This window comes from Bradyrhizobium sp. 159, from assembly GCF_023073795.1.
Taxonomy (GTDB): Bacteria; Pseudomonadota; Alphaproteobacteria; order Rhizobiales; family Xanthobacteraceae; genus Bradyrhizobium.
Genome location: NZ_JADPKE010000071.1, coordinates 65780 through 77534, shown reverse-complemented (window position 1 = coordinate 77534; position 11755 = coordinate 65780). Strand labels below are relative to the sequence as shown.

The following is an 11755-nucleotide window of genomic DNA, read 5'->3' as shown; positions in this document are numbered from 1 at the left end:
ACCGTCAGCGCCCCTGCGACAGCCGGTCGGCCAGCCAATGCGGCAGGCCGTTGTCGCGGATCCTGCCGGCCGCGGTCGCGACGTCATAGGGCGCGCGGCAATAGGTGATCTGGCACGAGACCGTGTCGAACAGCACGAAGGACGCGGACGGATCGCCGTCGCGGGGCTGGCCGACCGAGCCGAGCACGGCAAGCCATTGCCGCCCACGCAGGAGCTGCACGGAGACATCGGTCTTCGGCACGAAGCTCGTCATCTTCGCCGTCACCGACATCGAATAGAGCGCAGGTCTGTGGATGTGGCCGCAGAAGGTGATATGCGCGGGTGTCGCGATCAGGCTCTTGGCCGCATCCGCCGTCGACCGGACATAGTGCCAGCGCTGCGGGCTGGAGGCTTCCGAATGCACGAACAGGCGACCGTCGTCCTCCATCAGCATCGGCAATTCGGCCAAAAACCGACGCTGCGCCCTGTCGAGCCGGCCGCGAGTCCATTCGATCGCAACCTGCGCCTCGGCGTTCATGGTCTCAGCCGAGGAATTGACCGCCTGGTCGTGATTGCCGCGCACGGCGATGGCGCCGCGGGCAACGAGCTCCATCGCAGTGTCCACGACCCATTCCGGATCGGCGCCATAGCCGACGAAATCACCGAGCAGGATGAAGCGCTCCGCGCCTTTCGCGCGGGCCATCTTCAGGCACGCCTCGAACGCCTGCCGGTTGCCGTGGATATCCGAGAAGACAGCTAGGAGCACGCACCCTCCACCCTCAAAATCTTATCTGAAGCCGATAAGGCCAAATTGAGGGACGTCAAGAACATGCGCCGGCGCGTGCCGGTTTTCCAGCGGGCCGCTGCCGCGATGGTGAAGGGCTATTGCTCGTCCTTTGGCGGCATCCGCGGCGGCGGCAGCGGCGTGAACACGACGCCCTGCGCGCCGGCCGGCGGGGCGTTGAACTCGCCGGTCGAAGAATCGCCGCCGCTGGTCTCCAAGATCGTCTTCGGCGTTACATATTCCCGCACCATGTCGATCAGGCTGCCGTCACCGCCGCCGAAATCGGCGGCGCGCCCGCCCTGCGGATGCCCAGCCGCGATCTCGTTCTGCGCCGCATGGGTCTTGTCGGCCAGCCTGTCGTCATAGGGCACCCGGAAGGCGCGCGGAATGCCGCTCGGCCGATTGTCCTCATCGAGCGCCTCGACCCAGAGATAGATCGAGCCGGGATCGCCCTCCAACGAATGCGGCTCGACGATGCGGGCCTGGAGCAGCTTGAAGGCGGTCGGCATCCGGTCGGAGCTGGCCCAGCCGAGCAGTCCGCGCATTTCGGTAAAGCTGACGACATAGAAGGCGCTGGTGATGACGACGGCCGTCGCCTTCAGGACCCAGTGCAGCCGCGCATAGACCAGCACGACCAGCAGCAGCGCACCGATCACCGCATAGGCGACCGACAAAGTGAGGATGACCGTTTGCAGATTACTCACGGCGCACCCTCACCCGGGTCTTCGGATCGACATCGGCGCCGTTGCGCCAGCTGCTGCGGAACGTCTCCAATAGCGATTTCGGCCGCTGGTCGACATTGACGACCTTGCCTTCGGCATCGAGCCGGAACCGGACCGCGGTCTTCTCGTCGCCGGTGTGATCGAGCGTGAACTTGTTGTCGAAGACCACCTGCGCAGTCGGATTGAGCTTCTGCACCTTCACGTTGGCCGTCACGGGCTCGCCGGTCGTCGCCACGAAATGCGAGACGTTGACGGTGTATTCGCCGGCGACGATGCCCCGCACCGTGACAATCTCCTCGCGGATGGGCGAGGCGATCTTCTTGCCGGCGACGATGATGAAGTCGTTGGCCCCGCCGCGGTCGTCGCGATCAAGCGTGAGAAAGCCGGCCTCGCGGTGGCGATACCAGGCGATGTTGCCGGCGGGGTCCTGCACGAACAGGTCGAGATCATCGGGGTGGTTGTCCGGCCAGTCCAGCGTGATCATGAACTCGGCCTTGGAGTCGATCTTGCCCTCCTTGGCGTCCGGGGAGACCGCGAGCAGCGCCAGAAAGAACAGGAAGGCGATCACCTGGAGCGCCTTGAACAGCATCACGCCGAGCGGATCGAACGGCTCCTCGCGCGGATAGAGACCGAAATCATCCATCATGACGGCGTTCCAGCACCCTTGCGCTCCAGGACCGGCGTCACATAGGTCTCGGTCAGCACCACCGCGTCCGAGAACACCCGCTGGGTGGCGGCATCCAGCATGTAGTACTGGATGCGGACCAGGATCGAGCCGACGAGGCCGGCCAGCGTCGTGTACATCGCCACTGCCATGCCGTCGCTCATCAGCCCCATCGAGGACCGCATCGCGGCCTTGTCGGCGGCATCCAGGCCCGCGATCGGCGCCAGCATGATGATGAAGCCGATGATGGTGCCGAGCAGGCCGAGCTTCATCAGCGTGTCCGAGACGAAGGCGCCAAAACCGTTGGAGCCGCGCAGCCGGTCGGCGAGCGTCCGCAGCAGCAGCGTCTGGTCGACCGGCCGGTAGCCTTGCGCAGCGGCCTTGGTCACGAGGCTCTCGATGTGGTCGCGCACCAGGCCGCGCGGAAGCGCTGTTGCGCTAGCGTCGAGCGCCTTGCTGCCGCCGGCGGCCGACAGCACCGCCCGGCAGCGCCGTGCCGCTGCTCCCTCCCGCGCGATCGCCCGCGTCCGCAGGAAGCAGTGGCCGCAGGTAACGACGTAAAGCAGCGCGATCACGCTCGAAATGTAGGTGCGGTCCGAGGTCAGCATCAGGTGGATCAGGCCGAAGCGCCACAACAGCACGACGGCGAAGATCGAGAGCCCGGTGAAGATCATCCAGAACAGCAGCGCGCTGCGCTCGGTCGGGTCGGCAGCGTGGCCCGCGATCGGCCCAATCGTCATCGAACTCATGCTGCACTGCTCCTGGCTTGCGACGATTGGCCGAGAAAGATTGGCCTAGAAGGATTCTTTGGCCGATTAGATCAAAGCCGCCGCGCCAGGTCCAAAGAGCCATGCCCAATCCGGCTTGGGAAATTTGCCCGAGCTGCCATCCTGCCGTTCCCCGCAATTGGCAAGGCGCGGCGGCGTTGTTAGGCTGAGCTTACCAAAGGTTGGGGGTGATCGCATGCGCCTCGTGCTTCAGCTCGTCGCCCGTCTGCTGCTCATCGTGGCGCTGTGCCTGGGAGCAGCGACGGTATGGGCGACGTTCGACGCCTATCGCAGCGTCGACCGAGCGACCGCGGCTTCCGCACAAAGGGTCGCGCAGGCGCTTCAGGCGCTATATTGGCGCGAGCTCTTGTTGCGCAGCAGCAGAGCACGCGAACATCTGTTGCCGGTTCCGGACTGGCGTTCGCTGGAGACAATGAAGCTGATCTCGCCCGGCGTCTGCGTCGAGTTCCAGCCGGCCGCGGCGTTCGAGAAGCCGCTCTGCGGCCAGAGCCAAGGCATCGGCAAGACGCCGCCGCACTGGTTCGCATCGATCGTGCCGACCTTCCTCGGCAGCCATGCCGAGGTGGTGCGGCCCGTCAGTCCGCGCGCAGCGGCCGCCGGCACGGTGGTTGCAACCCCGGACGCCGCCGCCGCGATCTCGCTCGCCTGGGAGTACATCCTCAACGTGATCGACGTCGCGCTCTTGATGGCGGCGGCAATCGCGCTGCTGGCTTCGCTCGCCATCGCGCACGCGCTGGCGCCGGCACGCACCATCGTCACCGCGTTGCAGCGTATGGCGCGCGGCCAGTATCGCACGAAGCTGCCGCGCTTCCGTTCGATGGAGCTTGCGATGATCGGCAGCGCCGTCGATGCGCTCGGCGGCCGGCTGGAGGAAGCGACCGAGCAGCGCGCGGCGCTGACCCGGCGGCTGATCGAGATCCGCGACGACGAACGCCGCGCGCTCGCCCGGGAGCTGCACGACGAATTCGGACAAAATCTCTCCGCCATCCTCGCCTTCGCCAACACCATCGAGACGGCGAGCGCGAAGCATGACAGGGATAAAGGCATCGCGCAGGATGCGCGGATGATCTCACAGGCCACCCATCATCTGATGGCCTCGCTGCGCGATGCGCTGAAGCGGCTGCGCAATCCCCTGCCCGAGGAGCTCGGGCTCGAGGCAAGTCTCGTGAATTTGGTAGATAGCTGGCGTTCGCAGAGCGCGGCGCGACCGACAATCCAGCTCGACCTCAGGGGCGATCTTACCGATATCAGCGGCCCGGCGGCCATCACCGCCTATCGCGTGGCGCAGGAATGCCTGACCAACGCCCTGCGCCACAGCTCCGCGCGCGAGATCTCGCTACGCGTTGAGCGGCGCGCGGGCGAGCACGACGCGCTCCTGATCCGGGTCGAAGACGACGGCGGCGGCGATGCCAAGCGCGTCGCGCAATCGGCCGGATTCGGCCTCACCGGCATCCGCGAACGCCTTTCAGCCGCCGGTGGATCGCTGTCGATCCTGCCTGCGAACCGCGGCCTCAGCGTGGCCGCCACCATCCCGCTCGCCGCATGAGGCCGACGTGAATGATATCGCGGCAACAGGCATCTCCGTGCTATTGGTCGACGACCACCCGATCGTGCGGCAGGGCTACCGGCGTGTGCTGGAAAGCCAGGGCGATCTTCGTGTCGTCGCGGAAGCCGACAATGCTGCGGACGCCTATGGCGCCTTCAAGGCGCATGACCCCGACGTGGTCGTGCTGGATATCTCGATGCCCGGCGCGAGCGGGCTGGAAGCGATCCGCAACATCCGCGCGCGCAGCCCGCGGGCGCGCATTCTCATCTTCACGATGCACAACGAAGCCGTGCTGGTGAAAGCCGCCTTCGGCGCCGGCGCCTCTGGCTTCGTCACCAAGAGCAGCGAGCCGTCCGCCATCGTGAATGCGATCCGCAGCGTGGCGCGCGGCGAGCGCGCCATGAGCGACGACATCGCGCATATTCTCGCCGAGGACAGCCTATCGCCGACGGGTTCAGCGCTGGATCAGCTGGGCGAGCGGGAGATCGAGATCCTGCGCCAATTCGCCGGCGGCGCTACCACCGAGCAGATTGCAACGCATCTCAATCTCAGTGTGAAAACAGTCCAGAACTACCATTATTTGATCAAATCAAAGACCGGCGCACGCACGGATGCACAGCTCGTGCGGCTCGCAGCAACGTGCGGGCTGACGAGGATCTAGCAGCAAAGCTGCCGCACTCCGTCTTGAAGCTCGCCAATCTGCCGAACGAAATTGGAACGGAGCCCATCCGGCTCCGGTTAGTACGGCAGAAGGAGTAAACGGTCATGAGTAAGGGTCATCACAACGCAGTCGACCATCCCCCGATCATCACAGTAGGCGAGCTCATCGACGAACTCTGCCGTCTGCCGGACACCGCCGTCGTCCACTTCCGCTGCCCCATGCTCGATCAGGAGCTAACCTTCTACCGCCTGCGCAAGCGGTCAAAGGATGCTGTCGAAATCGCGGTCAATGCATACCCTGAAAGTCCCCCGGTGGTGCCATCGTCCGAGCCGAACTTCCATGCGCGGAAACGCTCGGCTTCGGCGCCCCCGGCCCGCAATGGTAGCTTTCTTCACAAGGCGAGAGGTTGATGGCCCTCGCGCCAATTGGGCAGGTGGCGTGGCCTAACCCGCCTTCAATCCGCGCAGCAGTAGCGCCAGCGTTGCATCGACCCGCGCGGAAAGATCGGCGTCCTTCCACTCGTCGGCATGGGCCGGATGGTGGAAGCGGACGGTGGCATCGAAAATGGCGCGCGCGGTCGTCTTGACGTCGTCCACCTCGAATACGCCCTGCTTGATGCCGTCGGCCAGGATCGCCGCGATCTGGTCGATCATGGTGTCCTTGTGACATTTGACGGCTGCGCAGGCCTCGCGCGCCAGCGTCAGATAAGTCTGGAACATCTCGGGGTCGTCGAGGACGCGCGAACGCTTGGCGGCGAACAGCGTGCGCAGCCAGCGGCCGAGCCTATCAGGCGCGGGGCCCTGCTCCTCGGCAATCGCGCGCAACGGCGCGTCGATGCGGTCGAGCCAGCGTTTGGCAACGGCTTCGCGCAGCGAGGCCTTGCTCGGGAAATGGCGGTAGACGCTGCCGTGGCTCACATCGAGCGCACGGGCAACGTCGACCACGGTGGCCTTGGCAAGTCCGAAGCGCCTGAGCACGTCCTCGGTGACTTCGAGGATCCGCTCCGGCGTCAAGACAACAGCTTCATTCATGCCAGCACCATTGTTCCCGTTCAGGGCTCAGTTACCCGGCAGTAGGGCTGTTTCCGAAGCGCCCTCGCCGGTCGTTTCGGAAAGCCTATGCCTTAATGAGGCAGTTTTGCAGCCTGCGCCGCGATCTGGCGCGCCACCAGCAAATTGAGCCAATGCCCAATCATGCCGGTGAAATTGAGGATTTCGGTCGTCATGTCTTAAGTCTCCATTCGTCCGCTTTCCCCGTTCTTCAATCGGCCCTCCGATCCGAGCTTGCTTCGGATGTCGGGCTCCCCGGGGCTTGTCGCGGGACGCCCAATCGGAGCGTCCGGAGACGGATATACACATCTCGCTGACAGATTTCAATATCTGTCAGTCAATGATCCGTGATTGATAGCTGATCTTTGGTCCAGCGCGTGGCTGGCTCCGCCCACCGGTGGATAGTTACCCCGCACCCCCGGCCGCGGGCCCGGATCGTTTGTTTCGCCCTCCCCGCTCTGCTAAATCGCGGCGTAAAAAGCATTTTGGCCGGTGCCCACGCCCCCAGCATCCCCAGGGGCGTCCCGCCCACCTCTTGGAGCCGTCAGATGATCCCCCGCTATACCCGCCCGGAAATGGCCTCGATCTGGGAGCCGCAAACCCGGTTCAAGATCTGGTTTGAGATCGAGGCGCATGCGGCGGACGCGCTCGCCGAGCTCGGCACCATCCCGAAGGAAGCTGCCAAGACGGTCTGGGCCAAGGCCAAGGATGCTATTTTCGACGTCGGCCGCATCGACGAGATCGAGCGCGAGACCAAGCACGACGTCATCGCCTTTCTCACCCACCTTGCCGAGATCGTCGGTCCCGAGGCGCGCTTCGTGCACCAGGGCATGACCTCCTCCGACGTGCTCGACACCTGCCTCAACGTCCAGCTCACTCGCGCCGCCGACCTGCTGCTCGCCGACATCGACAAGGTGCTGGCCGCCCTGAAGAAGCGCGCCTTCGAGCATAAGATGACGCCGACCATCGGCCGCAGCCATGGCATCCACGCCGAGCCCGTCACCTTCGGCCTCAAGCTCGCTTATGCCTATGCCGAATTTACGCGCGCGAAGGAACGTCTGGTCTCGGCGCGAAAGGAGGTCGCGACCTGCGCCATCTCCGGCGCCGTCGGCACATTTGCGCAAATCGATCCCCGCGTCGAAGAGCATGTGGCCAAGGCCATGGGCCTCGTGCCGGAGCCGATCTCGACCCAGGTGATCCCGCGCGATCGCCACGCGATGTATTTCTCGACCCTCGGCGTGATCGCCTCTTCCATCGAGCGCATCGCCGTGGAGATCCGCCACATGCAGCGTACCGAGGTGCTGGAGGCCGAAGAGTTCTTCTCGGAGGGGCAGAAGGGCTCGTCCGCGATGCCCCACAAGCGCAATCCGGTGCTGTCGGAAAACCTCACTGGCCTGTCGCGCATGGTGCGAGCCTATGTGACGCCGGCACTGGAGAACGTCGTGCTCTGGCACGAGCGCGACATCTCGCACTCTTCCGCCGAGCGCATGATGGGCCCGGACGCGACGGTGACCCTCGACTTCGCGCTGGTGCGCCTCGCCGGCCTGATCGACAAGCTCTTGGTGTACCCCGCCAACATGCAGAAGAATCTCGACCGCCTCGGCGGCCTCGTGCACTCCCAGCGCGTGCTGCTGGCCTTGACGCAGAAGGGCGCCAGCCGCGAGGATTCCTACAAGCTCGTGCAGCGCAACGCGATGCCGGTATGGCGCGGTGAAGGCGACTTCCTTCAGCTGCTGAAGAAGGACACTGAGGTGAAGAAGTATCTTACCGACGCCGAGATCGAGGAGCAGTTCGACCTCGGCTATCACCTCAAGCACGTCGACACGATCTTCAAGCGCGTGTTCGGGCAGAGCTGAATTTTCTTCGTCATTCCGGGGCACACGAAGCGTGAGCCCGGAATCTCGCGCTACAATCTCCAGATTCTCTGGTGCACAAATGCGCACCATAGCTCGATGCTTCGCATCCCCCCGGAAAGACAAGAACCCACAAGAAACGGATCCCCCATGCCCATCGTCAACCGCATCGCCGCCCTGTCCGACGAAATGGCCGCCTGGCGCCATGACTTCCACGAGAACCCGGAGCTGCTCTACGAAGTCCACCGCACCGCCGGCATCGTCGCCGACAAGCTGCGCGAATTCGGCTGCGACGAGGTGGTGACGGGCATCGGCCGCACCGGCGTGGTCGGCGTGATCCGCGGCCGCAAGTCGGCATCCGGCAAGACCATCGGCCTGCGCGCCGACATGGACGCGCTGCCGATCATGGAGATCTCCGGCGTGCCCTACGCCTCCAAGGTCCCGGGCAAGATGCACGCCTGCGGACATGACGGCCACACCGCCATGCTTCTCGGCGCTGCCAAATATCTCGCCGAGGCGCGCAATTTCGACGGCACGGCCGTGTTGATCTTCCAGCCGGCCGAGGAAGGCGGCGGCGGTGGCAGGGCCATGGTCGAGGACGGGCTGATGACGCGCTGGAACATCCAGGAGGTCTACGGCATGCACAACATGCCGAACCTGCCCGAAGGTCATTTCGCAACCACCCCTGGCGCGATGCTCGCCTCGTCCGACAACATCCAGATCACCGTCCACGGCAAGGGCGGCCACGCCGGCGCGGGTCCGCACAAATCGATCGACAGCGTGCTGATCGGCTCGCAGATCGTGGGTGCGCTACAATCGATCGTCGCGCGCAACGTCGATCCGCTGAAATCGGCCGTCATCTCGATCACGCAATTCCACGCCGGCACGGCCTTCAACATCATCCCGGAGGTCGCCGAGCTCGCGGGCACCGTGCGCACGCTCGATCCTGAAGTGCGCGATCTCGTCGAGCGCCGCATCGGCGAAGTCGCCGACAGCGTCGCCCGCGCCTATGGCGGCTCGGCCGAGACGAAGTACACGCGGATGTATCCGGTGACGATGAACCACGCACGCGAGGCCGGCATTGCCGCCGACGTCGCCCGCGACATCGTCGGCACCGAGCGCGTCAACGACAAGTTCATTCCGATGATGGGCGCCGAAGATTTCTCGTTCATGCTGGAAGCCCGCCCCGGCGCGATGATCCTGGTCGGCATGGGCGACGGCAACGAGTGCCACCACCCGGCCTATGTCTTCAACGACAACATTTTGGGCCACGGCGCCTCGTTCTGGGCCCGGCTGATCGAGACGCGGATGCCGGCGTAGAGTCTGTAGTGGACTAGCCGAAGGCGTAACCCACCATTTTTCTGTCGACGCGGACGTAAAGTGGTCGGCTACACTTGCTAACTCACCCGACTCAATCGCAGACGTCTCTCGTCCGGCCAACCATCACTGAACTCGCATCAGCGGTGCTAGCGCGCTCCATTCTGCATCCGTTCCCGACAAGCCGGCAGCATTGCAAAAGATCTGGCCAGATGTATGCGGCTTGGACGGTGTCGCCTCAACCTGGGCGCGCTCGGCAACGAGCCTCACCTTCTCCTGCTTGGCCGCCTTCGCCTTTTGCTCGGCTGCGGCACGCGTGTCTTCCGGCAGTGCTCTTCAGCACATCATCGCGCACGAAGCCAAACGCTTTGCGCAGGTCCAGGCCGAGAGCTCTAAGCGCGACGAGTACGCTCGAAATGAACGCTTGATCATCAGTTGCATATTTCGGCAGGTATTTTAGACGCCGGATTGGAAGGATGATTGGCCGTCCCGAGCCGGCACCCTTTGGCAATCGGCCTGCACCCGGCCGCGTTGCAGATCACCTGACCAGATGCCTGCGGCGCTGAGGGCGCGGCTTCCGTTTGTTTTCGGTCCCGATCCCGCCTCTTCGAATCCTCGCGCGTCGCAACCGGCTTCTTCTCCGGGATCTTCTCGCACTCATTGTCGTCACCGACGCGATAGCCGGCACGGCAGGTGATCTTCACGCATTGGTCGCCGTCGGCCTTGAAGCCGAAATTGCACACCAGCGGGCAGACGCGCCCCGGCTTCGCCTTCAACGCATCGAGTGCGTCGCTGCTTGCGAGCTTCACGTCGAACTGGGTGCCGGCATATTTGTTGAACAGCGTCAGCGAGCGCTGCGCGGCCGAAGTCCACTCGCCCTCTGCAGCCGAGGTGAGGCAGCCGACGCGGCGCAGTTCGCTCTGAACCGATTTGGCGAGCTCAGCTGCGGATAACGTCGAGGTCGGTGGAGGCGAGAGCGCGGCCACCTTCTGGTTCTCAACTTCGGGAATCTGCCGGTCGGTCGCCGGCTTTGCGGCCTGCTCCGCTTTCTCTGCCGCCTGCTTTGCAGCGAGTTCGGCCCTAGCTTTCTCCGCTGCTTGCTTCTCGGCCAATGCCTTCGCCGCCGCCGCTTCGGCCACCTTGCGCTGCTGCTCGGCGGCCTCGGCCCTCGCCTGCTCGATCTGCTTCTGCTTCTCGGCCGCGATCCGCGCCTCTTCGGCGGCCTTGGCCGCCGCGGCCGCCTTCTCCTGCTCGGCCTTCTGGGCGCGCTCGGCAACGAGCCTCGCCTTCTCCTGCTCGGCGGCCTTTGCCTTCTGTTCGGCCCCCGCGCGCGTCTCCTCGGCGGCGATCTTGTTCAACTGCCCCTTGGCCAGGTTGGCGTAGAAGCCCTCCGGATACGCCGCCAGAAACGCTTCCCAGCCGTCCCGCGTGCCGAGTTGGAGCGCCAGCTCGTAATCCCTGCGAACGGCCTCCTGCGGGTTGGCCTGCGGACCAGTCGCGGCCGGCTTGACCGCGACCAACGGCACGTCGTCGCCGCCGAGCGAGCCGTAGACATAGGGCTCCTGCTTGTAGCCGGTCGCTTTCAAAACGTCGTCGCGCACGAAGCCGAAGGCCTTGCGCAGATCAAGACCCGGCTTCGGCAGGTGCTCGACCAGCGCGGCGGCGAACGGGCTGTTTCGGGAATCGCCATCCGATGCCGTCGATCCTGCCTTGGCGGCGAATGCAATCATCGTATTCGGGCTGGTGGGCTCGACCTTGGCGAGGCCGCGCCCGACCGCGCGCGAGGCCAGCGTGCGCTTCATCGTCTTCGCAAACGGATTGTCCCGGCACGCGTCCAGGATGATCAGCCGCAGCTGCTTGGCCGGTTCGACCGCGAACAATGCCCGCTCGACCGGAATGGTCTCATCGAGAACGTCACCATCCGTCTCCAGCGTGGCGTCGGTCGGGATGAGATAGTTGTTGCCGTCGAGCTCGATACCATGGCCGGCGTAATAGATCACCGCCATCTCCGCATCACGCGACCTGCCGGCAAATTCGCGCAGCATGCGCCGCATCTCGCTGGCGCTGAGATCGAGCCTGACGTCGACAGAATCGAAGCCGGCCTTCTTGAACATGCCGCCGACCAGGGTGGCGTCGTTCACGGGATTGCCGAGCTTCGGAGCGCTCTTGTAGGCGGAATTGCCGATGACGAGCGCGACCCGCCGGTCGGCGTGTGCCGGTCCGCACGCAAGGCTCATCGCCAATATCAACAATGCAAATAGCCGAAACGGAATCACTTGCGTCCCCCCGGATGCAATTCCCTGAGACTATTCGGTAGCGTCGCCGATTGCTAATTCTTCCTATGTGATACCGGTCACATAGAGGTCCTCAAACAGGGGTATGGATAATGCGG

General features: G+C 64.6%; 11 protein-coding genes. 5 read left to right on the top strand and 6 right to left on the bottom strand.

Annotated elements, in window-relative coordinates; all coding sequences use genetic code 11:
- Positions 1-4: 4 nt before the first annotated feature.
- The 4 genes from IVA96_RS19920 to IVA96_RS19905 form a co-directional block, all read right to left on the bottom strand.
- A complete protein-coding gene (locus IVA96_RS19920) occupies positions 5-745 on the bottom strand; it encodes a metallophosphoesterase family protein (protein ID WP_247280712.1) in 741 nt (246 codons plus the stop codon).
- Positions 746-861: 116 nt separating this feature from the next.
- Complete coding sequence (locus tag IVA96_RS19915) at positions 862-1467, bottom strand: hypothetical protein (RefSeq protein WP_247280711.1); 606 nt, start codon at positions 1465-1467, stop codon at positions 862-864.
- Positions 1460-2131, bottom strand: coding sequence for a hypothetical protein (locus tag IVA96_RS19910; protein ID WP_247280710.1), 672 nt, complete (start codon positions 2129-2131; stop codon positions 1460-1462). The genes IVA96_RS19915 and IVA96_RS19910 overlap by 8 nt, the downstream gene beginning before the upstream one ends.
- Positions 2128-2898, bottom strand: a complete 771-nt coding sequence (locus IVA96_RS19905; protein WP_247280709.1) for a MotA/TolQ/ExbB proton channel family protein — start codon at positions 2896-2898, stop codon at positions 2128-2130. The genes IVA96_RS19910 and IVA96_RS19905 overlap by 4 nt, the downstream gene beginning before the upstream one ends.
- A gap of 214 nt (positions 2899-3112) precedes the next feature.
- Here IVA96_RS19905 and IVA96_RS19900 point away from each other — a divergent pair, with 214 nt between their 5' ends.
- From IVA96_RS19900 to IVA96_RS19890, 3 genes are all read left to right on the top strand, one after another.
- Complete coding sequence (locus tag IVA96_RS19900; protein ID WP_247280708.1) at positions 3113-4483, top strand: histidine kinase; 1371 nt, start codon at positions 3113-3115, stop codon at positions 4481-4483.
- A gap of 7 nt (positions 4484-4490) precedes the next feature.
- The gene (locus IVA96_RS19895) at positions 4491-5144 is read left to right on the top strand and encodes a response regulator transcription factor (protein ID WP_247280707.1); all 654 of its coding nucleotides are present in this window, start codon (positions 4491-4493) and stop codon (positions 5142-5144) included.
- Positions 5145-5248: 104 nt separating this feature from the next.
- Positions 5249-5554, top strand: coding sequence for a hypothetical protein (locus tag IVA96_RS19890; protein ID WP_247280706.1), 306 nt, complete (start codon positions 5249-5251; stop codon positions 5552-5554).
- A gap of 33 nt (positions 5555-5587) precedes the next feature.
- On the opposite strand, the gene IVA96_RS19885 is transcribed toward IVA96_RS19890, so the two are convergent.
- Positions 5588-6175: a TetR family transcriptional regulator gene (locus IVA96_RS19885; protein ID WP_247280705.1), complete on the bottom strand. Its 588-nt coding sequence runs from the start codon at positions 6173-6175 to the stop codon at positions 5588-5590.
- 566 nt (positions 6176-6741) lie between these two features.
- Between IVA96_RS19885 and purB the strand changes: the two genes are divergently transcribed.
- Positions 6742-8049, top strand: coding sequence for an adenylosuccinate lyase (purB, locus tag IVA96_RS19880; RefSeq protein ID WP_247280704.1), 1308 nt, complete (start codon positions 6742-6744; stop codon positions 8047-8049).
- A 147-nt stretch (positions 8050-8196) separates the two neighbouring features.
- Positions 8197-9366 (top strand): M20 aminoacylase family protein, encoded by a 1170-nt coding sequence (locus tag IVA96_RS19875; protein WP_247418788.1) that lies wholly within the window; start codon positions 8197-8199, stop codon positions 9364-9366.
- Positions 9367-9794: 428 nt separating this feature from the next.
- Here IVA96_RS19875 and IVA96_RS19870 read toward each other — a convergent pair whose 3' ends face one another.
- Entirely contained in the window at positions 9795-11600 is a 1806-nt protein-coding gene (locus tag IVA96_RS19870) for a caspase family protein (RefSeq protein ID WP_247418787.1), read from the bottom strand.
- Positions 11601-11755: the final 155 nt, after the last annotated feature.

What these genes read in the sequence shown, in the direction of transcription:
- IVA96_RS19900 (WP_247280708.1), top strand. Translation starts at nt 3,113, where the DNA reads ATGCGCCTCGTGCTTCAGCTCGTCGCCCGTCTGCTGCTCATCGTGGCG.
- IVA96_RS19905 (WP_247280709.1), bottom strand. Translation starts at nt 2,898, where the DNA reads ATGAGTTCGATGACGATTGGGCCGATCGCGGGCCACGCTGCCGACCCG.
- IVA96_RS19875 (WP_247418788.1), top strand. Translation starts at nt 8,197, where the DNA reads ATGCCCATCGTCAACCGCATCGCCGCCCTGTCCGACGAAATGGCCGCC.
- purB (WP_247280704.1), top strand. Translation starts at nt 6,742, where the DNA reads ATGATCCCCCGCTATACCCGCCCGGAAATGGCCTCGATCTGGGAGCCG.
- IVA96_RS19890 (WP_247280706.1), top strand. Translation starts at nt 5,249, where the DNA reads ATGAGTAAGGGTCATCACAACGCAGTCGACCATCCCCCGATCATCACA.
- IVA96_RS19910 (WP_247280710.1), bottom strand. Translation starts at nt 2,131, where the DNA reads ATGATGGATGATTTCGGTCTCTATCCGCGCGAGGAGCCGTTCGATCCG.
- IVA96_RS19885 (WP_247280705.1), bottom strand. Translation starts at nt 6,175, where the DNA reads ATGAATGAAGCTGTTGTCTTGACGCCGGAGCGGATCCTCGAAGTCACC.
- IVA96_RS19870 (WP_247418787.1), bottom strand. Translation starts at nt 11,600, where the DNA reads ATGAGCCTTGCGTGCGGACCGGCACACGCCGACCGGCGGGTCGCGCTC.